Below are 20878 nucleotides of genomic sequence, written 5' to 3'. Positions count from 1 at the left end.
GGGATGAAGCGCGCAGGGGTGGTGCTGGCCTGGGTGCTGGCCATGGCCCTGGGTGGATGGCTCGCCTCGCAGACGCGCTTCACCACCGACCTTTCCTTCTTTCTGCCGTCCAGGCCCAGCGCCGAACAGCAGGTGCTGGTGGAGCAACTTCGCGAGGGCGTGGTATCGCGCCTGATCATGGTGGCGATAGAGGGCGGCGACAGCGCCACGCGCGCCGAGCGCTCACGCGCTCTGCGCCAGCGCCTCGCGGCCGACGCGGACTTCGTGTCCGTGCAGAACGGTGAGCTCGACGCCTTCGACCGCGAACTCGCCGTGCTGCAGCGCCACCGCTACTCGCTGAGCCCAGCGGTGGGCGAACAACGCTTCACGCCCGACGGCCTGCGCGAGGCCATCCTCAACACGATCGACATCGTGTCCTCGCCAGCCGGACTGCCGTTCAAGGCGCAGTTCCTGGCCGACCCCACGGGCGAGGCATTCGAGGTGCTGATGGGCTGGCAGTCGCAGGGGCAGCCAACCATGGCCGATGGCGTCTGGACCTCTCGCGACGGCGAGCGCGCGCTGCTGTTGCTGCAGACCCGCGCCGCCGGGGCCGACACCGATGGCCAGGCTCAGGCGGCGGCGCGTGTGCAGGCTGTGTTCGACGAGCTGTCCGCGCCCGCGCCGGACGCGCTGCGGCTGGAGTTGTCCGGCCCCGGCGTGTTCGCGGTGCAGACGCGCGCGGCCATCAAAGCCGACGTGGCGCGGCTCACCCTGGCCAGCTCCATCGGCATCAGCGTGCTGCTGGGGTTTGTGTTCCGACGCTGGCGCCCGCTGCTGCTCACGCTGGTGCCGGCGGTGAGCGGCTCGCTCGCGGGCCTGGTGGTGGTGGGGCAGGCGCATGGTTCGGTGTTCGCCATCACCGCCGGCTTCGGCGCCGCGCTGGTGGGCGAGGCGGTGGACTACGGCATCTACTACTTCGTGCAGACCGGCCGCGCGGACAGAGGCTCCTGGCAGGAGCGTTTCTGGCCGACCATCCGTCTGGGCGTGGCCACGTCGATGCTGGGCTTCGGCGCGCTGCTGTTCGCGGGCTTTCCGGGGCTCGCGCAACTGGGGCTCTACGCCATGACGGGCGTGTTCGTCGCAGCCCTGACCACGCGACTGGTGCTGCCGGCCATGGCGGGCAGCCACGTGGCGCGCACGCCCGATCTGCCGGCCTGGGTGACCCCGCGCATGGTGGCTCTACAGGCCTGGCGCTGGCCGGCGCTGGGTGCGGCGGCGATCGCGTTGGCGTATCTGGCGTGGCAGCACGATCGCCTGTGGGAGCCCGACCTGTCGGCACTGTCCAGCGTGAGCGCGCAGGACGCGGAGCGCGACGCACGCCTGCGCAGCGATCTGGGCGCGCCCGACGCGCGCTACATGGTGGTGGTGCGCGCCCCCGACCGCGAGGCCGCGCTGCGCGGCGCCGAGGCGGCGGCCCAACGCCTGGACCCGCTGGTGGCGCAGGGCCTGATCGGCGGTTACGACAGTCCCGCTCGCTTTTTGCCCAGCGAGGCCCTGCAGCGCGAGCGCCAGCGCATCCTGCCCACGACCGAGGCGCTCTCGCGCAACCTGGCGCTGGCCTTGCAAGGGCAGCCGCTGTCGTCCGAGCGGCTGCGGCCCTTCGTCGACGCCGTGGCACGGGCGCGCACGGCCGAACCGATGCGGCGCGAGGACCTGACCGGCTCGGCGCTGGCCATCGCGGTCGACTCGCTGCTGCAGCCGCACGCCGATGGCTGGACCGCGCTGCTGCCGCTGCGCCCCGCACCCGGCGCGGCCGACGCCGGGCTGCCCGTCGACACGCTGCGCTCCGCTCTGGAGGGCAGCGGCGCGAGCTTCATCGACCTCAAGCAGGAGTTCGAGTCCGTCTACAGCGACTACCTCGGGCAGGCCATCACGCTCTCGCTGCTGGGGCTGGCGGGCATCGTGCTGGTGCTGGGCGCCTCGCTGCGCAACCTGCGCCGCCTGGTGGGCGTGATGCTGCCCATCGCGGCGGCGGTGCTTGTCGTCGTCGCCGTGCTGCACGCGCTGGGTGTTCGCCTGCACCTGCTGCACCTCATCGGCATGCTGCTCATCGTGGCCGTGGGCTCCAACTACTCGCTCTTCATCGAACGCTGGCGCCGCGACCCGCAGGCCGATCCGCAGGCCCTGTTGTCGGTGCTGGTGGCCTGCGCCACCACCGCCATCGGCTTCGGCGTGCTCTCGCTGTCTTCGGTGCCGGTGCTGCAGGCGGTGGGCGTGACGGTGGCACCCGGGGCGCTGCTGGCGCTGCTGCTGTCGGCCATGCTGACGCCGGCGGAGGCACGGGAATGAACGCCGAGCGCTTCGCGGGCTGGACCGGCGACGCGCCCTGGCGCCTGGTCTGGCTGCCCGGCGCAGCGATGACGGCCGCCGACGTGGCGGCGCAGGGCTGGGCCGCCGAGGCCGCCGCCGCGGGCTGGCCGGTCGACATGGTGGCCATCGACCTGCAGGCGCAGCGCTACGACGGCGCCGACGCGATCGACGAATTGGTCATCGACTGGCTGCGGCCCGCGCGCGAGGCGGGGCGGCGCGTGTGGCTGGGTGGCCTGTCGCTGGGCGGCTGGCAGGCCGTGCTGTGCGCGCGGCGCCACCCGGGCCTGCTCGATGGCCTGTGCCTGCTCGCGCCGTACCCGGGCGACCGGCTGGCGTGGAATGCGATCCAGCGCGCGGGCGGGCTGGACGCCTGGGGTGGCCCTGAAGCAGGCGAGAGCGACCCGGCCTTCGAGGTCTGGGACTGGTGGCGGCACGTGCCGCAGCGGCCGGCGGTGTGGATGGGCCACGGCCGCCAGGACCGATTCGCCGAGGGGATGGACCGCATGGCCGCGCGCTTGCCGCCCGCGCGGGTGCTGCGCATCGACGGTGGGCACGACTGGGCCTGCTGGCGGCCTCTGTGGTCGGCCTTCCTCGCGCAGCGGGCGTGGGATACAGCAGAAGGGGGTGCGCGATGAAGGCCGGTTGGCGCCCCGCACCCTTGCTCACGGTCAGCGCGCTGGTGCACGGTGCCGCGCTGGGCGCGGGTTTGTGGCAACCGGGCTGGTGGCCCTGGCTGGCCGGCGGCGTGGTGGCCAACCACGCGGCCCTGGTGAGCGCCGGCCTGTGGCCGCGTTCGCAGTGGCTCGGTTCCAACTGGACGCACCTGCCCGCGGCCTCGGCTGCGCGCGGCGAATTCGCCATCACCATCGACGACGGACCCGACCCCGACATCACCCCGCGCGTGCTCGACGCGTTGGATCAACTCGGTGCCCGCGCCAGCTTCTTCTGCATCGGCCACCGCGCCCAGGCGCACCCGGCGCTGTGCCGCGCCATCGTGGCGCGTGGCCACCGGGTGGAGAACCACGGCCACGGGCACTCCAACGCCTTCTCGCTGTTCGGCCCGGGCCGCATGCGGCGCGACATCGCCACCGCGCAGGCCGTGCTGAGCGACATCACCGGCCAGGCGCCACGCTTCTTCCGCCCCACCGCCGGCCTGCGCAACCCCTTCCTCGACCCGGTGCTGCACGGTCTGGGTCTGCAGCACGCCAGCTGGACGCGCCGCAGCTTCGACACGCGCAGCGGCGATCCGGCCACCGTGCAACGCCGTCTGCTGCGCGGTTTCGCGGGCGGTGACATCCTGCTGCTGCACGATGGCCACGCTGCGCGCGCCTCCGATGGGCAGCCCGTGCTGCTGCACGCCTTGCCCAAGGTGATGGCCGAGGCGCGCCGGCTGGGTCTGCAGCCCGTCACCCTGTTTCAAGCCCTGACATGAGCCAAGCCTTCGTACAAGATCTGGTCGACCACGCCAGCCAGCGCTTTCGCGCCGGTGGCCGCTTCGCGTACCACTACTCGCGCGGCAAGCTCGGGTACGACACCATCTTCCACGATATCCTGCGTCGCGGCCTGCTGAGCCACACGCCGCGCGTGCTCGACCTGGGCAGCGGGCAGGGCAGCCTATTCTCGTGGCTGCTGGCTGCGCAGCAACTGGCGGCCCAGGGCCACTGGCCGGGCGACTGGGCGGCACCGCCACAGCCCCAGGCATTGCGAGGCGTGGAGCTCATGGGCCGCGACGTGAATCGCGCGGTCCGGGCCTTCGGCGCCACGCACCCGGTGGTGCGCATCGAACTCGGCGACATGACGCGCGCCGAGCTTGGCCGACCCGACGCCATCACCATCCTCGACGCGCTGCACTATGTGGACTACCGGCGCCAGAGCGCGCTGCTTGCGCGCATTCGCGACGCGCTGCCCCACGGCGGTGTGTTCCTCACGCGCATCGGCGACGCCTCGGCGGGCTGGCGCTACCAGATGGGCCTGAACATCGACCGCGCGGTCACCTTCGCACGGGGACACCGGCTGTCGCGCCTGTACGCCAGGCCCCTGGCCGAGTGGCGCGCCGAGCTGGAATCGCTGGGGTTCGAGGTGGACAGCCGCGACATGAGTGGAAACAAACCTTTGGCGAATGTGATGTTGCATTGCCGCGTGCGCTGAACGCGCCGTTTCGCCGCCACACTTCGCGCCATGCAAGCCGCATCCCTTACCGCCTACACCGCCACGTCCTGCCTGGGGCATGGCGTCGCCGCGCACGCGCAGGCGCTGCGCGACTCGCGCAGCGGCCTCACGCCCTGCCGGTTCGAAACCGTGGACCTGCCCACCTGGATCGGCGAAGTCGCCGGTGTCGACGAGGTGGTGCTGCCCGACGCCCTGAGCGCTTTCGATTGCCGCAACAACCGCCTGGCCTGGCTGGGTCTTCAACAAGACGGATTTGCCGGGCGCGTGCGCGAGGCCATCGCTCGCCACGGTGCCGGGCGTGTGGGTGTGTTCCTCGGCACCAGCACATCGGGCGTGCTGCAGACCGAACTGGCCTACCGCGAGCGCGACCCGGTCACGGGTGCGCTGCCGGCGCATTTTCTCTACGACAGCACGCACAACGTCTACTCGGTGAGCGCCTTCGTGCGCGCGGCCTTCGGATTGCAGGGTATGGCCATGAGCCTGTCCAGCGCCTGCTCGTCCAGCGCCAAGGTGTTTGCAGCGGCGGCGCGCCAATTGCAATTGGGCACCATCGACGCCGCCGTGGTCGGGGGTGTCGACTCCCTGTGCCTCACCACGCTGTACGGCTTCGCCTCGCTGCAACTCACCTCGCCCGAGCCCTGCCGCCCCGGCGACGCACGGCGCGACGGCATCTCCGTCGGCGAGGCCGCGGCCTTCGCGCTGCTCGAGCGCGGCGACGCGCCCGCCGATGTCCGCCTGCTTGGCGCCGGCGAATCCAGCGACGCGCACCACATGTCGGCCCCCCACCCGCAAGGGCTGGGCGCGCAGCGCGCCATGGAGGCGGCCCTGCGCTCGGCCGGCCTGTCGGTCGCTGACATCGGCTACATCAACCTGCACGGCACCGCCACGCCTGCCAACGACGCCGCCGAGGGGCAGGCCGTGGCCGCGCTGTTCGGGCGCGGTGTGCCATGTTCGTCCACCAAGGGCGCCACCGGGCACACCCTGGGCGCGGCGGGTGCGCTGGAAGCGGTGGTCTGCGCCATCGCATTGAGCGAAGCCCGTGTGCCCGGCAGCCCCGGCACGCAGACGCCCGACCCGGCGATCGCGGTGGACTACCGCGTGCAGGGGGCGTCTGCGCCTGGGCTGCGGTACACGCTGTCCAATTCCTTCGGTTTCGGCGGCAGCAACTGCAGCCTGGTGTTCGGCAAGGGGGATGCATGAACGGAACCGCTCTCTGGCTGCACGGCCTGTCGATCATCGCCCCCGGCCTGCCCGACTGGGCACATGCCGCCCCCGTGCTGCGCGGTGAACAGGCCTGGGCGCACGCGCCGTCGGTGCTGCCGCCGGCCGAGGCCTTGCCCGCCGCCGAGCGCCGCCGCGCCAGCCGCGCGGTGCGCGTGGCCCTGGCCCTGGGCCTGCACGCGCTGCAGGGGCACGACCCGGGCGAGGTCGCCACGGTGTTCACCTCATCGGGCGCCGACGGCCACAACTGCCATGCGCTGTGCGAGCAACTCGCGGGCGAAGACCGCGCCATCTCGCCCACGCGCTTCCACAACTCGGTGCACAACGCGGCGGCCGGCTACTGGGGCATCGCCACCCGCTCCATGGCGCCGAGCCAGGTGCTGTGCGCCCACGATGGGAGCCTGGGCGCGGGATGGATCGACGCGCTGGGTCAGCTGGCCTGTGACGGCGGCGAGCTGCTGCTGGTGGCCTACGACAGCGAGTACCCCGAACCGCTGCACACCTGCCGGCCCGTGCCCGACGCCGCCGGAGTGGCGTTCTGGCTGGGTACGACGCCGCGCGAGCAGAGTCTGGGCACGTTGCGCACCACGCTCGTCACCGATGACCCCGAGGCCATGGCGCAGGCGCCACTGGACGCCTTGCGCACCGACTTTCCCGCCTTGCGCTGCCTGCCCTTGCTGGAGCGCATCGCGCGACGCGATGAGCGCCCCGTGGTGATCGACTACCTCGCCCCTCAGCGGCTGCGTGTACAGTTCACGCCCGCTGACCATGAGCACCAACAACCACGTCCCGCACACGCCGCTTGACCGCGAGTGGATCGCACAGCGAATCCCGCACCAGTTTGACATGTGCCTGCTCGACGCCGTGCGGCACTGGTCGCCCGAGGCGATCGAGTGCGAAGCGCTGCTTGAAGGACTGGGCACGCACCCGTTGCGCGCAGTTGATGGCGGTGTGGGTGCGGTGAATGCGGTCGAATACGCCGCGCAGGCCATGGCGGTGCATGGCGCCCTGGTGACGGGCACGAACGATGCACCCAAGGCCGGCTACCTGGCCAGCGTGCGCGGCGTCAACCTGCACGTAGACACCATCGCCGCCAGTGACGCGCCGCTGCGCGTGTGCGCCGAGCGCCTGTCGGGCGATGACCGCAACGTGCTCTATGCCTTCCGCGTCGACGGCGCGCGCGGTGCCGTGGCCGATGGCCGCGCCGCCGTGGTCCTTGATGCGGGGGAGGGCCACGTATGAAGCGCGCACTGGTCACCGGCGGCAGCGGCGGCCTGGGGTCGGCCATCGCGCAACGCCTGGCACAAGACGGGCTGGAGGTGCTGGTGCACGCCAATCAGGGCCTCGAGCGCGCCCAGGCGGTGGTCAATCGCATCCTCGCCGCCGGCGGTCGGGCGCGGGCCCTGCGCTTCGACGTGACCGACCGCGCCGCCTGCGCCGCGGCCCTGGCCGAATTGACCGACGAAGGCGCCGTGCAGGTGCTGGTGAACAACGCGGGCGTGCACGACGACGCCGTGTTCCCCGGCATGACGGGCGATCAGTGGGACCGCGTGCTCGACGTCTCGCTCAACGGCTTCTTCAACGTCACCCAGCCGCTCATGCTGCCCATGATCCGCACGCGCTGGGGGCGGGTGATCAACATCACCTCGGTCGCGGGCGTGATGGGCAACCGCGGACAGGTCAACTACTCGGCGGCCAAGGCCGCGCTGCACGCGGCGGGCCGCTCGCTGGCGCTGGAGGTGGCGGCGCGCGGCATCACGGTCAACGCGGTGGCGCCGGGGCTCATCGACAGCGGCATGGCCGAGGGCCAGTTCGACGCCGCCGCCGTGAAGCAACTGGTGCCCATGCAGCGCGCGGGCCGCGCCGACGAAGTGGCCGAGCTCGTGGCTTTCCTCGCGTCCGAGCGCGCGGGCTACATCAGCGGGCAGGTCATCGGCATCAACGGCGCGATGGCCTGAGCCGGCGCGCCAGCAACATCGGCAGCCGGAACACGAAGCCCCACCACAGGCGGCTGTGCATCCATGTCAGCAGAAGGTTGTCGCGCACGTACTTGAAGTGGGACACGCCGCCCTCGTCGGGCGCCAGGTAACGCACCGGCGCGTCCACGTTGATCGGGCGCACGCCGGCCCAGCACAGGCGCACCACGGCCTCGGGGTCGAAATCGAAACGGCGCATGAAGCGCGTTGAGCGCATCACGTCGATCAGCGCGTGCACGGGGTACACGCGAAAGCCGTAGAGTGAATCGCCGATGCCCATGCCCAGGGTTTCCATGTCGGCCCAGGCGTTGGACAGGCGGCGCCCCTGCACGCGCAGCGCGGGGGCCTCGGGGCCGAACACGGGCTTGCCCAGCACCATCGCGTCGGGGCTGGACACCGAGGTGGCCATGAAACGCGGGATCAGTTCGGCCGGGTGCTGGCCATCGGCGTCCATGGTGAGCGCGTGGGTGAAGCCGGATCGGGCCGCAGCCTCGAGGCCCGCCAGCACGGCCGCGCCCTTGCCCTGGTTGTGCGGCAGCACGATCACGCGCAACTGCGGGTCCTGCGCGGCCATGGCCTGAACAGTGGCGGTCGAGTCGTCCGTGCTGCCATCAACCACCACCCACACGGGGGCCCATTGGGCCCGCGCGGCGCGCACCGTGCGGGCGAGCAGTTCGCCCGGGTTGTAGGCCGGGATCAGGACGAGGTGGGTGGTGGAGGTATGGGGCATGGAGTCGGGGAAGAAGACGGGGCGCTCAGCGCCTGGTCGAAGTGGCGCTGCAGCTCGTCGGTGAAGGCCTGGGCGTCGCGGGGTGGGTCGAAGCGCCGGCCCAGCCGCGCGCGCACGTGCAGCGGCAGCTCCGGGCGGCGCCACAGCGGCCAGGCCTTGCCCAGGTAGGGGCTGGAGAAGTCGAGCAGCACCGTTTGCACGGGCATCTGGGCGCGCACCGCCAGCAGGCCGATGGAGACGGGAATGCGGTTCATCGGGGCCTCGATGGTGCGGGTGCCTTCCGGAAACACGATGACGTGCGCGCCCTCGCGCAAGGCCGAGCGGCAGTGCAGGATCACGTGCAGCAGGCTGTCGTTGCGAATGTAGCCCGCCAGACGGGCGCCCGCGCCAAACATCGGGTTGTTCATGAGGCTGGCCTTCATGATGCAGACCGCGTTGGGCAGATGAGAGATCAGCAGTAAGGCGTCAAGCAGGCTCGGGTGGTTGGCCACAATGATCGCGGGTCCCCGTTTGGCCAGTTCGTCGAGCGCGTTCAGGTGGAAGTGGCAGCCGCAGGCCACGCGCAGCACGCCCAGGTAGAAGCGGAAACACAGCGTGGCCACTCGCCGGCCCAGCGGTTGGCCCCAGCGGCGGGGCAGCGTGTGGTGCAGCAGCAGTGCGATCGGCGACCAGCTCAGGCACAGCAGCGCGAGCGTGCCCAGGCCGATCGCCATGGCGATGTGCTCGCGCAGCGCTTGCAGCGCCTGGGCAGTTCGTGGCAGTGCGAGCCCCATCAAGCGAGCAGGAGGCCGTGGGCCACGGACTCCACCTCGACCAGCAGATCGTGGCGGCAGATGTCGGCCTGCATGAGTGTGAGGCCGGCGCCGCCAAGACAACGCTCCAGCGCACGACGCACCACAGGGAAGTCAGCGGTGTGGCGCACGTACACGCGGTGGCTCAGCGCCTCGGCGCGGTGGCCTGCTGTGCGCGTGACCTGGTTCGCCTGGTCCAGCACCGTCAGCACGTTGCGGGCGGTTTCCTCGCACTGCGCCACCACGTCGCCCGTGTGCACGGTCTGGTGGCCCACGATGCTGGCCGTGCCCGAGACGAAGAGCCATTCGTCACGGCCCGATTCGGCCAGCGCCGCGCGCGCGAACAGCGGCGGGCGTGGTCCGTAGTCGCCGGGGTAGTGGAAGGCGCTCACCTGGCGCGGGTTCTCGATCGGGCGCGGCGGCTTGCGCCCGGCGAGGAAGGCAATCGACAGCGGTCCCCGGGCCCAGCCCAGGGCGCTGGCCGCGGGCATCTGGGCCGCGCTGGCGGCGCCGGCCGCCGAGCAGGCGTCGTGTCGGCCCAGGTTGAACCAGCGGTAGCGCTCCAGGCCGTCCTCGTCGCGGTTGATGTCGGCCATGAAGTTCCACACACGCCACAAGTGGGGCATTTCACGCTCGTTTAGCAAGGCAAACAGGCGCAGGTAGGCATTACGCGTGCGTTCGCGCAGGTGCTTGCCGCGTTCGGGCACGTCCGGCGCGGGTTCGTCGAGTTCTATCAGGCCGTACAGCAGGTCATGGCCGCAGCGCCATTGCAGGCCAGCAACCTGTTCCTGCTGCAGTGGGCCGTCACTGCACCAGGCCTCGCGCCAGGTCGCGTCGGTGCCGCTCTCAACGACCATGCGCAGGCGCTGCTCGGGCCAGGTCGGCGTGCCGGGTGCATCGGGCAGGGCCGCGCCACCCAGCACGGTGTGAGCGATCGACGTGTCGATCGCGCGCTGCGTGAGCCATTGCAGGCCGCTCATGGATTCGAGGCGGCGTTGGCCGAGACAGTGGGCCGGATGTTGCGCCGGCGCTGTCGCCAGGCGCGCCAGGTTCGCAGCGGGTTGCCCAGGTTGACCGCGAAATAAAAGCTCTTGAAAGCCCACAGCGAAGGCCAGATGGGTGTACGCCCGAAGAGGTCCCCGGCTAACACGGACAGCAGCGCCTCTTTCATGCGCAAGGGGTTGTGCGGGTCCATGAAGAAGCCGCGCATGGTGGGATTCGTCATGCGGTAAATGAACCAGGAAAATTCGCGTGGGCCATGGCGCATGTGCTGGTCGAAATGGCGCATGGCCCGTGCAGCGCGCGCGGGCTCGCGCAGGCAGGTGTCAACCGTGCGGGCCCCGATGTCGGCGCTGCTCATGGCCAGCCATACCCCCGAGGAGAACACCGGGTCGATGAAGGCGTAGGCGTCGCCCAGCAGCAGGAAGCCCTCGCCGTGGCTCAACGTGGAGCGGTAGGAGTAGTTGCCCGTGGCCTCGGCGGCGGTGACCGGCTCGGCCTCGGCCAGCCGCTCGGCCAGCGCGGGGCAGGCGCGGATGTTGTCGAGCAGGAAGTCCTGCAGATCCCGTCCGCCCCGCGTCTTCATGTGGTAAGGCCAGGTGACCATGCCCACGCTCGTGGTGCCGTCGCTCAGCGGGATGAACCAGAACCAGCCGTGGTCGAACCAGAAGATGGTGATGTTGCCTTCGTCCGCGCCAGCTTGCCGGCGTGCCCCCCGGAAGTGCGCATACACGGCGGCGCTGTTGTGGTTGGGGTTCTTTTCCTTGCTCTTGAGCCGGCCGGCGAGAAAGGTGTCGCGCCCCGAAGCGTCCACCAGGAAGCGGGGGTGCCATTCGATGGCCTGGCCGTTTTCGTCTGTCGAGGTGACCGACTCGGCGCGCTGGGCATCGGCGGACCAGCGCACCTCCCGGGCCAGCGTGGCCTCGTGCACGTCCACGCCTTGGGAGGCGGCATTGCGCAACAGCACATGGTCGAAGTCCGCGCGCTTGACCTGGTACGCAGCGGGCATGGACTTGTCCCAGGCGTCGGCAAAGTGATAGACCTGCGTGTGGGTGTGCTGGGGAGACACGAATTCGGCCCCGGGCTTGTGCATGCCGATCGCGCGGATCGCGTCGCCTACGCCCAGCCGATCCAGCAGCGGCAGGTTGGCCGGCAGCAGCGACTCACCGATGTGAAAGCGCGGGTGCCGGTCCTTGTCCAGCAGCACCACATGGTGGCCCTCGCGCGCCAGCAGCGTGGCGACCGTGGAGCCCGCAGGCCCGCCACCGATCACCAGAACGTCGCAGTCGCGCTGCGTGATGCCCGCCTCTTGCATGGAACCTCGTTGTTCGTCGAGCGCGCCGTTCGCGGTCGCGTGGCGCTTGGTCCCGGGCATTCTAGGAGGCCCGCCCGGGGGCCTCCTGGGGGGGCATGTAACCAAAAAAAAGCCCTCACCGCATGGTGAGGGCATTGAAGGGTCCGATGAAACCGAATTTCGAAAAGGACCCGAGGAGACAACCAGAAAAAACCGATGACAGCAAAACCTTGGGTGCTCAGGCTAAGACTGTCTTGTCGTACCAATTGTGGGCGGGCGACGAAATGTCAAGTCCCGCGATCAACGGCAGCAAACTTGTGCTATTTCAGCGCTTCTTGGCGGCGGTCTTGGTGGCGTTCACGGCGGTGGCGGCCACGGTGTTGAAGTTGGCTTCGGCCATGTCGGTGGCTTGCTTGACGGCCTTTTGCACCGATTCGATGGCGTTGTTGGCAGCGGAGACAGCGCTCTTCATCACGGCGACAGCGGTTTCGGAACCGGCCGGCGCGTTCTTGGCGGCGTTGTCCACGACAGCCATGAACTTCTTCTGCGTGTCGGTGGCGGTGGCTTCGGCGGCCTTGCTGAACTCGGCGCCGGTGCCGGCGGCGATGTCATACAGGTGGCGGCTGTAGGCCACGGTCTTCTCGGCCAGGGGCTGCACCATGCTGGCTTGCAGGTTCAGCAGTTCCTGGGCGTCCTTGACGCTGAGCAGGGCCTGGGTGTTGTTCGCGGACTCGGACAGGGCGGCCTTGGTGGCTTGCAGGTTGAGTTCAACCAGCTTTTCGACGCCTTCGAAGGCTTTCTGGGTCAGACCGAAGAGGGTGTCGATCTGGGACTTCTGGGCGGCGATGATTTGTTCGGCGGTCAGCATGAGGATTCTCCTGAAGGGTGGATGGTGGACAACGGCGGTTGCGGCGTGGGGCTGAAGTCCCGGTTCGAGCGGTGTTTCCGTTCGTTATGCTGCGCTGCAACATGGATCGAATTATTCAGGACGCGCTGCCGGAGCGCAACCCTTTTTTGCTGCATTGCAACAATCTAGAGACCGCGTTCTAAATCCGGTACCCCCGCTGCGGCTTCGCGCCGCGACCACAATGCGCCGCTGTTCCTGGACCGTCCCCTCGTGCACGCCTTCTACGCCGATCACTTCGTGCTGCCCCTGCCCAGCGGGCACCGCTTTCCCATGGCCAAGTACGCTCAGTTGCGCGAGCGCCTGGCCCGGGAATGTCCCGAGGTGGAAATGCATGAGGCGCTCCCCGCCAGCGATGGCGAGCTGACGTTGGTGCACACGCCCGCCTACATCGACGCTGTGGCCAGCGGCACGCTGAGCCCGGCCTTGCAGCGCGAGATCGGCTTTCCCTGGAGCACGGCCATGGCCGAGCGGGCGCGCCGCTCGGTGGGGGCGACGCTGCAGGCCGCTCGACGCGTGATGGGGCAGGGTGGCGGCCTGGCGGCCAACCTTGCGGGGGGTACCCACCACGCTTACGCCGACAAGGGCGGCGGCTTCTGCGTCTTCAACGACTTCGCCGTCGCGGCGCGGCTCATGCAGGCGGAGCACGCCCGCCGCCACGACAGGCGCGAGCCGCTGCGCGTGGCCATCGTCGACCTGGACGTGCACCAGGGCAATGGCACGGCGCGCATCTTCGCGGGCGATGCCAGCGTGTTCACGCTGTCGTTGCACGGCGCGAAGAACTTTCCCTTCCGCAAGGAGCCGAGCGACCTTGACGTGGAGCTCCCCGATGGTTGCGCCGACGACGACTACCTCCACGCGCTGGAACTGGCACTGGACGAATTGGACCGACGCTTCGAGCCTGAGCTGGTGCTCTACCTGGCCGGCGCCGACCCGCACGAGGGCGATCGGCTCGGACGCCTGAAACTCAGCTTCGACGGCCTGGAGGCGCGCGACCGACGCGTCATGGACTGGGCCTGGTCGCGCCGCCTGCCCCTGGTCTTTGCCATGGGTGGCGGCTATGGCCACGACATGGAGTCCACCCTGCAGGTGCAAGTCAACACCTACCGCACCGCGCTGGCGTTCGAGCGCCGTTGGCAGGGCCAGGCGCTCGCGGCCGAGGCCGCGGCCACCCCCCAGGGTACGCACTGGCACAATCCGGCGCCATGACCGCACCGGCTTCCCGCCCCCAGGCCCGGCCCCGCAGCGACTACCGCGTCTTTCGCGCCATCGGCACGCGCTGGGCCGACAACGACATCTATGGCCACGTCAACAACGTCGTCTACTACGGCTGGTTCGACACCGCGGTCAACGCGCACCTGATCGAGTCGGGCGCGCTGGACATTCATGCGGGCGGTGTGATTGGCCTGGTGGTGGAGACGCAGTGCCACTATTTCGAACCCCTCGCCTTTCCCCAGACCGTCTGGGCGGGCCTGCGCGTGGCGCACCTGGGCACCTCCAGCGTGCGCTACGAGGTCGGCCTGTTCGCCGAGGGGGCCGAACGCACCGCGGCCCATGGCCACTTCGTGCATGTCTACGTGGACCGCGCCAGCCGCCGTCCGGTGCCTCTGCCCGAGGCCTTGAAGCAGACCCTGGAGACCCTTCGATGAATCTTGCCGAGCCCGTGTCGATCGACCCCGCGAGCGTCGATGCCGCCATCACCAGTCGCATGTCCACGCGCGCCTTCCTGCGCACGCCGGTGCCGCGCGAGTCCATCGAGCACATCCTGCAGGTGGCGAGCCGCGCGCCCTCGGGCACCAACACCCAGCCCTGGCGCGTGTACGTGCTGCAGAACGCCTCACGCGACGAACTGGTGGCCAAGGTCTGCGCTGCGCACGACGCGATCTACGCCAACCCCGCGCTGGCCGCCGAGTACCGCGAGGAATACGACTACTACCCCGAGAAATGGGTCAGCCCCTACATCGACCGTCGTCGCGAGAACGGCTGGGGCCTGTACGGGCTGCTGGGCATCGCCAAGGGCGAGAAGGACAAGATGCACGCGCAGCACCACCGCAATTTCCGCTTCTTCGACGCGCCCGTGGGCCTGATGTTCACCCTGGACCGCGTGATGGGGCGCGGTTCCCTGGTGGACTACGGCATGTTCATGCAGAACATCATGGTGGCCGCGCGCGGCCAGGGCCTGCACACTTGCCCGCAGGCGGCCTGGAATGGTTTCGCGAAGATCATCCTGCCGCACATCGGTGCCGGCGCCGACGAGATGCTGGTTTGCGGCATGGCGCTCGGCTACGCCGATCCCGACGAGCCCGTCAACGGGTTCCACACGCCCCGCGAGCCGGTGTCGGCGTTCACTCGCTGGCTGGGCTGAGGCCGCCTACTTCCCTTTCATTTCAGGAGACACACATGATCACCACCCCCAGCGGCCTGCAGTACGAAGACACCGTGGTGGGCCAGGGCGACGAAGCCCAGGCGGGCCGGCCCGTGCAGGTGCACTACACCGGCTGGCTGTACGTCAACGACGCCGCCGGCAGCAAGTTCGACTCCAGCAAGGATCGCGGCCAGCCGTTCGAATTTCCGCTCGGCATGGGCCACGTCATCCGCGGCTGGGACGAGGGCGTGCAGGGCATGAAGGTGGGCGGCACGCGCCGCCTGGTGATCCCGCCCGAACTGGGTTACGGCGCTCGCGGCGCCGGCGGCGTGATCCCGCCCAACGCCACGCTGCTGTTTGAAGTCGATCTGCTGGCCGTCTGAGCAAGGAGCACCGCGTGAGACTTCAATGGAGCAGGGCGCTGGCCCTGTTCACCCTTCTGTTGCCCGGCCTGGCCGCCGCCGCCGACCTCGACGGCAGCCAGCTGTCGGTGTTGTGGGGCGTGCCGTTCGCGGGCGTGCTGCTGTCCATCGCCATCATGCCGCTGTTGGCGCCCATGTTCTGGCACCACCACTTCGGCAAGGTGTCGGCGGCCTGGGCCCTGGCCTTTCTGGTGCCCTTTGCCATTACCTTCGGTGCCGGGGCCACCGGCGCGGCGGTGGTTCACGCGGCGCTGGCCGAGTACATCCCATTCATCATCCTGCTCACCGCGCTGTTCACGGTGGCCGGCGGCATCTTCGTGCGCGGCAACCTGCACGGCAGCCCCGCGCTCAACACCGGCATCCTGGCCATCGGCGCGGTGCTGGCCAGCTTCATGGGCACCACCGGCGCGTCGATGCTGCTGATCCGCCCACTGATCCGTGCCAACGACAACCGCAAGCACCAGGTGCACGTGGTGGTGTTCTTCATCTTCATCGTGTCCAACGCGGGCGGCGCGCTCACGCCGCTGGGCGATCCTCCGCTGTTCCTGGGCTTCCTCAAGGGCGTCGGCTTCTTCTGGACGCTGGAGCACCTGTGGGCCAAGACGGGCTTCATCGTCGGCGCGCTGCTGCTGCTGTTCTACCTGGTCGATACCTGGTACTACCGCACCCGTGAAGAGGTGCGCGCGCCCGACCCCACGCCCGACACCCCGCGCCTGGGCTTCGACGGCGCGGCCAATTTCGCGCTGCTGGGCGTGGTGGTGGTGCTGGTGCTCATGAGCGGCTTGTGGAAGTCCTCTGTGGTGTTCAACGTCGCCGGTACCGACGTCGGCCTGCCCGGCATCGTGCGCGACGTCGGCCTGGTCATCGTCACGCTGGTCTCGCTGCGCATCACGCCGGCCAGCGCGCACGAGGGCAATCAGTTCAACTGGGGGCCGATGGCGGAGGTGGCCAAGCTGTTCGCGGCGATCTTCCTCACCATCATCCCGGTCATCGCCATGCTCAAAGCCGGCGTCGACGGCCCGTTCTCGGCCGTGATCCGCGCGGTGACGCACGCCGATGGCTCGCCGAACAACGCCATGTACTTCTGGGCCACGGGCGCTCTGAGTTCCTTCCTGGACAACGCGCCCACCTACCTGGTGTTCTTCAACACCGCCGGTGGCGACCCGCAGGTGCTGATGACCACCCTGGCGCCGACGCTGATCGCCATCTCGGCGGGCGCGGTGTTCATGGGCGCCAACACCTACATCGGCAACGCGCCCAACCTCATGGTCAAGGCCATCGCCGAGGACCGCGGCGTGAAGATGCCCAGCTTCTTTGGGTACATGGCCTGGTCGGTCGGCATCCTGGTGCCGCTGTTCCTGGTCGTCACCTGGATCTGGTTCCTCTGATTTGCTCCCCCGCACAACACCACCCCAAGGAGACCCGCCGCATGGCCGCCAAGCCCGCCATCCTGATCAGCCGCAAGATCTTTCCCGACGTTGTCGAACATCTGCGCCAGCACTTCGAGGTCGACCACAACGACACCGACGGCGTGCTCGCGCCGGCCCAGCTCATCGAACGTCTGCAGGGCAAGGTGGGCGCGCTCACCACCGGCAGCGAACGCATCGATGGCGCGATCGTGCAAGCCGCGCCCTCGCTGCGCATCGTGGCCAACATCGCGGTGGGCTACAACAACTTCGATGTGCCCGCGCTGAGCTCGGCCGGCGTTCTGGCCACCAACACGCCCGACGTGCTGACCGAGACCACGGCCGACTTCGGTTTCGCGCTGCTCATGGCCACCGCGCGCCGACTCACCGAGAGCGAGCATTTCCTGCGCGCCGGCCAGTGGAACCGCTGGGCCCTGGACATGTTCGCGGGCGCCGAGGTGCACGGCAGCACGCTGGGCATCCTGGGCATGGGCCGCATCGGCCAGGCCATCGCGCGCCGCGGCGCCCTGGGCTTCGGCATGAAGGTGATCTACCACAACCGCTCGCGCCTGGACGCGGCCACCGAAGCCGAGTGCAAGGCGAGCTATGTGGACAAGGCCACGCTGCTGCGCGAGGCCGACCACCTCATCCTCGTGCTGCCCTACAGCAAGGAAAGCCACCACGCCATCGGCGCGGCAGAGATCGCGCAGATGAAGTCCAGCGCCACGCTGGTCAACATCGCGCGCGGCGGCATCGTCGATGACGCGGCGCTGGCGAAGGCACTGAAGGAGCGGCGCATCGCGGCGGCGGGCCTGGACGTGTTCGAGGGCGAGCCGTCGGTGCATCCGGATCTGCTCACCGTGCCCAACATCGTGCTTACGCCGCACATTGCCAGTGCCACCATCCAGACGCGCCGCGCCATGGCCATGCTGGCGGCCGACAACGTGATCGACTACCTCACCACCGGCAAACCGCGCACGCCGCTGAACGCGGACATCATCGGGAAGGGTGCACGGACCTGATCATGGACACCTGGTTGCTGATCGTGTTGCTGGCGCTGGCCGTCGCCGGCGTGCTGCTGCAGGTCCTGCTGTGGCGGCGCCGGCCCGAGCCTGCTCCCGCCACATCCGAGGAGATCGCGCACCGGCAGGCGGTGCTGGCGCAACTGCAGCAGATCACCCAGCGCGTGCAGCAGGTGGAAGGCGAGTTGCGCCGCGAGGTGGCCGACAACGCCCGCACCGCGCGCCAGGAACAGCAGCACAGCCTGAGCCGCTTCCAGGAGTCGATCACCGCGCAGTCGGCCGAGACCACGCGCACGCAGAACGCGCAGCTCGACGGCTTCGCGCAGCAACTGGTGCAACTGCGCGGCGCCCTGGGCGACGCGCTCACGCGCCAGTTGCAGGACATGAGCGAGGCGAACGCGCGCCGCCTGGCCGAGATCCGCACCACGCTGGACGCGCAACTCACGCAGCTTCAGCAGGGCAACGCAGCCAAGCTCGACGAGATGCGCGCGGTGGTGGACGAAAAACTCCAGACCACTCTGCAGGCTCGCCTGGGCGAGAGCTTCAAGCAGGTGGCCGACCGCCTGGAGCAGGTGCACAAGGGCCTGGGTGAGATGCAGACCCTGGCGCAGGGCGTGGGCGATCTCAAGCACTTGCTCACCAACGTGAAGACGCGCGGCATGTTCGGTGAGGCGCAACTGGCCGCGCTGCTGGAGCAGGTGTTCGCGCCCGACCAGTACGCGGCCCAGGTGAGCACGCGTCCGGGCTCGCGCAACGCGGTGGACTTCGCGGTGCGCCTGCCGGGCCGTGGCGACGACGGCGCGCCTTGCTGGCTGCCGATCGACGCCAAGTTTCCGAACGAAGACTATGAGCGGCTGCTCGACGCGCAGCAGCGCGCCGACGTGGAGGGCGCCGAGATCGCCGCCCGCGCCCTGGAGCAGCGCATCCGCCTGGAAGCGAAGTCCATGGCCGAGAAGTACCTCGAGCCGCCGCACACCACCGACTTCGCCATCCTGTTCCTGCCCACCGAAGGTTTGTACGCCGAGGTGCTGCGCCGCCCGGGGCTGATGGAGCTGTTGCAGCGCGAACACCGCGTTACCCTGGCCGGGCCCACCACGCTCATGGCCATGCTCAACTCGCTGCAGATGGGCTTTCGCACGCTCGCGCTGGAGAAGCGCAGCAGTGAGGTCTGGCAGGTGCTGGGCGCGGTCAAGACCGAGTTCGGCAAGTTCGGCGACACGCTCGCGCGCGTGAAGAGCCAGACGCAAACGGTGCTCAACACCCTGGACCAGGCCGAGGTGCGCAGCCGCGCCATGGGCCGCGCGCTCAAGACCGTGGAGGCACTGCCGCAGGATCGCAGCAGCGCGCTGCTGCCGCTGGACAGCGACCCCACCGACCCCGAGGCCCCTTGAACCCCCGCTTGCGCGTCGACCTGGCGCGGCTGATCGCCTCGCAGATCAGCGTGCACGCCTGCATGACGGGCTTTCGCATGGCCGCGCCGCTGATGGCGCTGCGCGAAGGCCACAGCGCCTGGTCGGTGGGCATCCTGCTCGCGCTGTTCGCGCTGGCGCCGGTGTTCCTGGCGCTGCCCGCAGGCCGCTTCGCCGACCGCCACGGCCTGCAACGCCCGGTGCGACTGGCCGTCACGGTGGCCAGCGTGGGCGCGCTCGCGGCCGTGGTCTGGCCCACGTTCTGGGTGTTGTGCCTGTCGGCCACCACCTGCGGCGCGGCCAGCGGCATGGCCATGATCGCGCTGCAGCGCCACGTGGGCCGCCTGGCGCACGATGCGACCGAGTTGCGCCAGGTCTTCAGTTGGATGGCCGTGGGGCCCTCGATCTCGAACTTTCTCGGCCCGGTGCTGGCAGGCTTCGTCATCGACCACGCGGGCTTTCGCTGGGCCTACCTGGTGCTGGCCTTGCTGCCCTGGCTGGCCTGGTGGTGGGTGCGCCGCACTCAAGAGCTGCCGCGCGAGCCCGCGCCCGAAGGCGGTCGGCGCGCTTCTTCCTGGGATCTGCTGCGCCAGCCCGACTTTCGCCGGCTGATGGCGCTGAACTGGATGCTGTCGTCCTGCTGGGACGTGCACACCTTCCTGGTGCCCGTGCTGGGCCATGAGCGCGGCCTGAGCGCCACCGCCATTGGTGCGATCCTGGGCGGCTTCGCGCTCGCGGCCACGGCCATCCGCGTGCTCATGCCCTGGCTCGCGTCGCGCCTGCGCGAATCGGCCGTGATCGCCACGGCCATGTTCGCCACCGCCAGCCTGTTCGCCATCTATCCGTTCGCACACGCGGCCGGGGCCATGGCCACGCTGTCGGTGCTGCTGGGCTTCGCTCTGGGTTCGGTGCAGCCCATGATCATGAGCATGCTGCACCAGATGACGCCACCGCACCGCCACGGCGAGGCCCTGGGCCTGCGCTCCATGGCCATCAACGGATCGAGCGTGGCGATGCCGCTGTTGTTTGGCTCGGTGGGGGCCGCGGTGGGCGTGGCCTACGTGTTCTGGGCCGTGGGCAGCCTGGTGGGCGTGGCTTCGCCCATGGCCTGGCGCCTGCGGCCAGTGGCCACGCCACCGGAGCGGTCCCCGCGCTGAGCCGCGCGGGTGCTGGCGGAACGCGTCCAGGGCAACTCGAAGCCCAGTCCGCGCAGATACGCATCGAAGGTCTGGCGTCCGACGCGCACCAGATGGAATGCCTCGGGCTCGAGGAGCCAGTTGTGGATCAGGCCATCGATCAGCGCGTGCAGGCCCAGCGTGGCGGCGGGCAGGGAAATGGACAAAGCGCCCCCCTGGCGGTGCACGGCCTCGCGCAGCGCGGTGCGCGTCAACGCCTGGCACTCATTGAGCACCTGCACATGCCGCTCGTGCACGGCGCGCATCTCATCGGTGCGCTCCACTTTTTGCATCGCCACCTCGAACACACGCCGCGTGCGCTCGTCGTGCGCAATCTGGTGCAGGGCATGCAGCATCACCTGGCGCAGGGATTGCAAGGGATCTTGTTCACCCCCCGCGTCCTTCGCCATTTCGGCCAGCGCATCCTCCATCGGCAAGGTGACACGTTCCATCATGGCGTTGAACAGGTCCGCCTTGTCCTTGAAGTGGTGGTAGACCGCGCCGCGCGTGGTGCCGGCCGCGGTGGCGATGTCGCCCAGCGTGGTGCTGGTCACGCCCTTGGCCTGGAACAGGCGCTCGGCCGCGTCCAGCAGCCGGTTGCGGGTTTCCAGTGCTTCGACTTTGGTGCGTCGGGCCATGAATGGGC

22 protein-coding genes are annotated in these 20878 nt (G+C 69.7%); 16 read left to right on the top strand and 6 right to left on the bottom strand.

All coding sequences use genetic code 11. The annotated features are described in order from the left end of the window. Nucleotides 1-3: 3 nt before the first annotated feature. The 8 genes from BN948_RS11655 to fabG are packed head-to-tail and all read left to right on the top strand — an operon-like array spanning nucleotide 4 to nucleotide 7697. Nucleotides 4-2328, top strand: a complete 2325-nt coding sequence (locus tag BN948_RS11655) for an MMPL family transporter (protein WP_009520340.1) — start codon at nucleotides 4-6, stop codon at nucleotides 2326-2328. Beyond that, nucleotides 2325-2984 carry an alpha/beta hydrolase-fold protein gene (locus BN948_RS11650; RefSeq protein WP_009520341.1) on the top strand — a complete coding sequence of 220 codons (660 nt, stop codon included), beginning with the start codon at nucleotides 2325-2327 and terminating at the stop codon, nucleotides 2982-2984. The genes BN948_RS11655 and BN948_RS11650 overlap by 4 nt, the downstream gene beginning before the upstream one ends. Then, on the top strand, nucleotides 2981-3781 hold the full coding sequence (locus BN948_RS11645; RefSeq protein WP_009520342.1) for a polysaccharide deacetylase family protein: 801 nt from the start codon (nucleotides 2981-2983) through the stop codon (nucleotides 3779-3781). Before BN948_RS11650 ends, BN948_RS11645 begins: the two co-directional genes overlap by 4 nt. Then, nucleotides 3778-4497: a class I SAM-dependent methyltransferase gene (locus BN948_RS11640; RefSeq protein WP_009520343.1), complete on the top strand. Its 720-nt coding sequence runs from the start codon at nucleotides 3778-3780 to the stop codon at nucleotides 4495-4497. The genes BN948_RS11645 and BN948_RS11640 overlap by 4 nt, the downstream gene beginning before the upstream one ends. 30 nt (nucleotides 4498-4527) lie before the next feature. Next, nucleotides 4528-5718, top strand: a complete 1191-nt coding sequence (locus BN948_RS11635; RefSeq protein ID WP_009520344.1) for a beta-ketoacyl-[acyl-carrier-protein] synthase family protein — start codon at nucleotides 4528-4530, stop codon at nucleotides 5716-5718. After that, nucleotides 5715-6545 (top strand): beta-ketoacyl synthase chain length factor, encoded by an 831-nt coding sequence (locus BN948_RS11630; protein WP_009520345.1) that lies wholly within the window; start codon nucleotides 5715-5717, stop codon nucleotides 6543-6545. Before BN948_RS11635 ends, BN948_RS11630 begins: the two co-directional genes overlap by 4 nt. Then, nucleotides 6508-6981 carry a hotdog family protein gene (locus BN948_RS11625; RefSeq protein WP_009520346.1) on the top strand — a complete coding sequence of 158 codons (474 nt, stop codon included), beginning with the start codon at nucleotides 6508-6510 and terminating at the stop codon, nucleotides 6979-6981. Before BN948_RS11630 ends, BN948_RS11625 begins: the two co-directional genes overlap by 38 nt. Further along, nucleotides 6978-7697 (top strand): 3-oxoacyl-ACP reductase FabG, encoded by a 720-nt coding sequence (fabG, locus tag BN948_RS11620; RefSeq protein WP_009520347.1) that lies wholly within the window; start codon nucleotides 6978-6980, stop codon nucleotides 7695-7697. Before BN948_RS11625 ends, fabG begins: the two co-directional genes overlap by 4 nt. Here fabG and BN948_RS11615 read toward each other — a convergent pair. The 5 genes from BN948_RS11615 to BN948_RS11595 all read right to left on the bottom strand — a co-directional run bounded on the left by BN948_RS11615 (nucleotide 7678) and on the right by BN948_RS11595 (nucleotide 12397). Continuing rightward, entirely contained in the window at nucleotides 7678-8445 is a 768-nt protein-coding gene (locus BN948_RS11615; protein WP_009520348.1) for a glycosyltransferase family 2 protein, read from the bottom strand. The two genes, fabG and BN948_RS11615, sit on opposite strands and share 20 nt — an antisense overlap. Then, complete coding sequence (locus tag BN948_RS11610) at nucleotides 8412-9218, bottom strand: lysophospholipid acyltransferase family protein (protein WP_009520349.1); 807 nt, start codon at nucleotides 9216-9218, stop codon at nucleotides 8412-8414. The genes BN948_RS11615 and BN948_RS11610 overlap by 34 nt, the downstream gene beginning before the upstream one ends. Further along, on the bottom strand, nucleotides 9218-10216 hold the full coding sequence (locus tag BN948_RS11605) for a chorismate transformation FkbO/Hyg5 family protein (RefSeq protein WP_009520350.1): 999 nt from the start codon (nucleotides 10214-10216) through the stop codon (nucleotides 9218-9220). The genes BN948_RS11610 and BN948_RS11605 overlap by 1 nt, the downstream gene beginning before the upstream one ends. Next, nucleotides 10213-11550, bottom strand: a complete 1338-nt coding sequence (locus tag BN948_RS11600; protein ID WP_009520351.1) for an NAD(P)/FAD-dependent oxidoreductase — start codon at nucleotides 11548-11550, stop codon at nucleotides 10213-10215. The genes BN948_RS11605 and BN948_RS11600 overlap by 4 nt, the downstream gene beginning before the upstream one ends. 304 nt (nucleotides 11551-11854) lie before the next feature. Further along, complete coding sequence (locus BN948_RS11595) at nucleotides 11855-12397, bottom strand: phasin family protein (protein WP_009520352.1); 543 nt, start codon at nucleotides 12395-12397, stop codon at nucleotides 11855-11857. A 249-nt stretch (nucleotides 12398-12646) separates the two neighbouring features. On the opposite strand from BN948_RS11595, the gene BN948_RS11590 reads away from it, so the two are divergent. Genes BN948_RS11590 through BN948_RS11555 form a run of 8 tightly spaced genes read left to right on the top strand, consistent with a single transcriptional unit; the run spans nucleotide 12647 to nucleotide 20214 of the window. Continuing rightward, nucleotides 12647-13642 (top strand): histone deacetylase family protein, encoded by a 996-nt coding sequence (locus BN948_RS11590; RefSeq protein WP_009520353.1) that lies wholly within the window; start codon nucleotides 12647-12649, stop codon nucleotides 13640-13642. Continuing rightward, nucleotides 13639-14082, top strand: coding sequence for an acyl-CoA thioesterase (locus tag BN948_RS11585; protein WP_009520354.1), 444 nt, complete (start codon nucleotides 13639-13641; stop codon nucleotides 14080-14082). Before BN948_RS11590 ends, BN948_RS11585 begins: the two co-directional genes overlap by 4 nt. Beyond that, nucleotides 14079-14798, top strand: coding sequence for a nitroreductase (locus tag BN948_RS11580; protein ID WP_009520355.1), 720 nt, complete (start codon nucleotides 14079-14081; stop codon nucleotides 14796-14798). The genes BN948_RS11585 and BN948_RS11580 overlap by 4 nt, the downstream gene beginning before the upstream one ends. A 35-nt stretch (nucleotides 14799-14833) precedes the next feature. Further along, nucleotides 14834-15181 carry an FKBP-type peptidyl-prolyl cis-trans isomerase gene (locus BN948_RS11575; protein WP_009520356.1) on the top strand — a complete coding sequence of 116 codons (348 nt, stop codon included), beginning with the start codon at nucleotides 14834-14836 and terminating at the stop codon, nucleotides 15179-15181. 14 nt (nucleotides 15182-15195) lie between these two features. Then, nucleotides 15196-16608, top strand: a complete 1413-nt coding sequence (locus tag BN948_RS11570; protein ID WP_009520357.1) for a sodium:proton antiporter — start codon at nucleotides 15196-15198, stop codon at nucleotides 16606-16608. A gap of 41 nt (nucleotides 16609-16649) precedes the next feature. Continuing rightward, nucleotides 16650-17648, top strand: a complete 999-nt coding sequence (locus BN948_RS11565; RefSeq protein WP_009520358.1) for a 2-hydroxyacid dehydrogenase — start codon at nucleotides 16650-16652, stop codon at nucleotides 17646-17648. A 2-nt stretch (nucleotides 17649-17650) separates the two neighbouring features. Then, on the top strand, nucleotides 17651-19039 hold the full coding sequence (locus BN948_RS11560; RefSeq protein WP_009520359.1) for a DNA recombination protein RmuC: 1389 nt from the start codon (nucleotides 17651-17653) through the stop codon (nucleotides 19037-19039). Nucleotides 19040-19047: 8 nt separating this feature from the next. After that, a complete protein-coding gene (locus BN948_RS11555; protein WP_035621739.1) occupies nucleotides 19048-20214 on the top strand; it encodes an MFS transporter in 1167 nt (388 codons plus the stop codon). Here the strand turns inward: BN948_RS11555 and BN948_RS11550 are convergent. Then, the gene (locus BN948_RS11550; RefSeq protein WP_009520361.1) at nucleotides 20115-20870 is read right to left on the bottom strand and encodes a TetR family transcriptional regulator; all 756 of its coding nucleotides are present in this window, start codon (nucleotides 20868-20870) and stop codon (nucleotides 20115-20117) included. The two genes, BN948_RS11555 and BN948_RS11550, sit on opposite strands and share 100 nt — an antisense overlap. Nucleotides 20871-20878 lie beyond the last annotated feature (8 nt).

It is taken from the genome of Hydrogenophaga intermedia (genome assembly GCF_000723405.1).
Taxonomy (GTDB): domain Bacteria; phylum Pseudomonadota; class Gammaproteobacteria; order Burkholderiales; family Burkholderiaceae_C; genus Hydrogenophaga; species Hydrogenophaga intermedia.
The sequence above is the reverse complement of the archived record's forward strand: the minus strand, read 5'-3'. Positions and strand labels throughout refer to the sequence as shown.

Excerpts from the sequence above, each read along its gene's own strand:
- BN948_RS11550 (WP_009520361.1), bottom strand. The coding sequence starts at position 20,870 with ATGGCCCGACGCACCAAAGTCGAAGCACTGGAAACCCGCAACCGGCTG.
- BN948_RS11635 (WP_009520344.1), top strand. The coding sequence starts at position 4,528 with ATGCAAGCCGCATCCCTTACCGCCTACACCGCCACGTCCTGCCTGGGG.
- BN948_RS11655 (WP_009520340.1), top strand. The coding sequence starts at position 4 with ATGAAGCGCGCAGGGGTGGTGCTGGCCTGGGTGCTGGCCATGGCCCTG.
- BN948_RS11640 (WP_009520343.1), top strand. The coding sequence starts at position 3,778 with ATGAGCCAAGCCTTCGTACAAGATCTGGTCGACCACGCCAGCCAGCGC.
- BN948_RS11585 (WP_009520354.1), top strand. The coding sequence starts at position 13,639 with ATGACCGCACCGGCTTCCCGCCCCCAGGCCCGGCCCCGCAGCGACTAC.
- BN948_RS11625 (WP_009520346.1), top strand. The coding sequence starts at position 6,508 with ATGAGCACCAACAACCACGTCCCGCACACGCCGCTTGACCGCGAGTGG.
- BN948_RS11600 (WP_009520351.1), bottom strand. The coding sequence starts at position 11,550 with ATGCAAGAGGCGGGCATCACGCAGCGCGACTGCGACGTTCTGGTGATC.
- BN948_RS11630 (WP_009520345.1), top strand. The coding sequence starts at position 5,715 with ATGAACGGAACCGCTCTCTGGCTGCACGGCCTGTCGATCATCGCCCCC.
- BN948_RS11565 (WP_009520358.1), top strand. The coding sequence starts at position 16,650 with ATGGCCGCCAAGCCCGCCATCCTGATCAGCCGCAAGATCTTTCCCGAC.
- BN948_RS11605 (WP_009520350.1), bottom strand. The coding sequence starts at position 10,216 with ATGAGCGGCCTGCAATGGCTCACGCAGCGCGCGATCGACACGTCGATC.
- BN948_RS11610 (WP_009520349.1), bottom strand. The coding sequence starts at position 9,218 with ATGGGGCTCGCACTGCCACGAACTGCCCAGGCGCTGCAAGCGCTGCGC.
- BN948_RS11650 (WP_009520341.1), top strand. The coding sequence starts at position 2,325 with ATGAACGCCGAGCGCTTCGCGGGCTGGACCGGCGACGCGCCCTGGCGC.
- fabG (WP_009520347.1), top strand. The coding sequence starts at position 6,978 with ATGAAGCGCGCACTGGTCACCGGCGGCAGCGGCGGCCTGGGGTCGGCC.
- BN948_RS11560 (WP_009520359.1), top strand. The coding sequence starts at position 17,651 with ATGGACACCTGGTTGCTGATCGTGTTGCTGGCGCTGGCCGTCGCCGGC.
- BN948_RS11595 (WP_009520352.1), bottom strand. The coding sequence starts at position 12,397 with ATGCTGACCGCCGAACAAATCATCGCCGCCCAGAAGTCCCAGATCGAC.
- BN948_RS11645 (WP_009520342.1), top strand. The coding sequence starts at position 2,981 with ATGAAGGCCGGTTGGCGCCCCGCACCCTTGCTCACGGTCAGCGCGCTG.
- BN948_RS11580 (WP_009520355.1), top strand. The coding sequence starts at position 14,079 with ATGAATCTTGCCGAGCCCGTGTCGATCGACCCCGCGAGCGTCGATGCC.
- BN948_RS11615 (WP_009520348.1), bottom strand. The coding sequence starts at position 8,445 with ATGCCCCATACCTCCACCACCCACCTCGTCCTGATCCCGGCCTACAAC.
- BN948_RS11575 (WP_009520356.1), top strand. The coding sequence starts at position 14,834 with ATGATCACCACCCCCAGCGGCCTGCAGTACGAAGACACCGTGGTGGGC.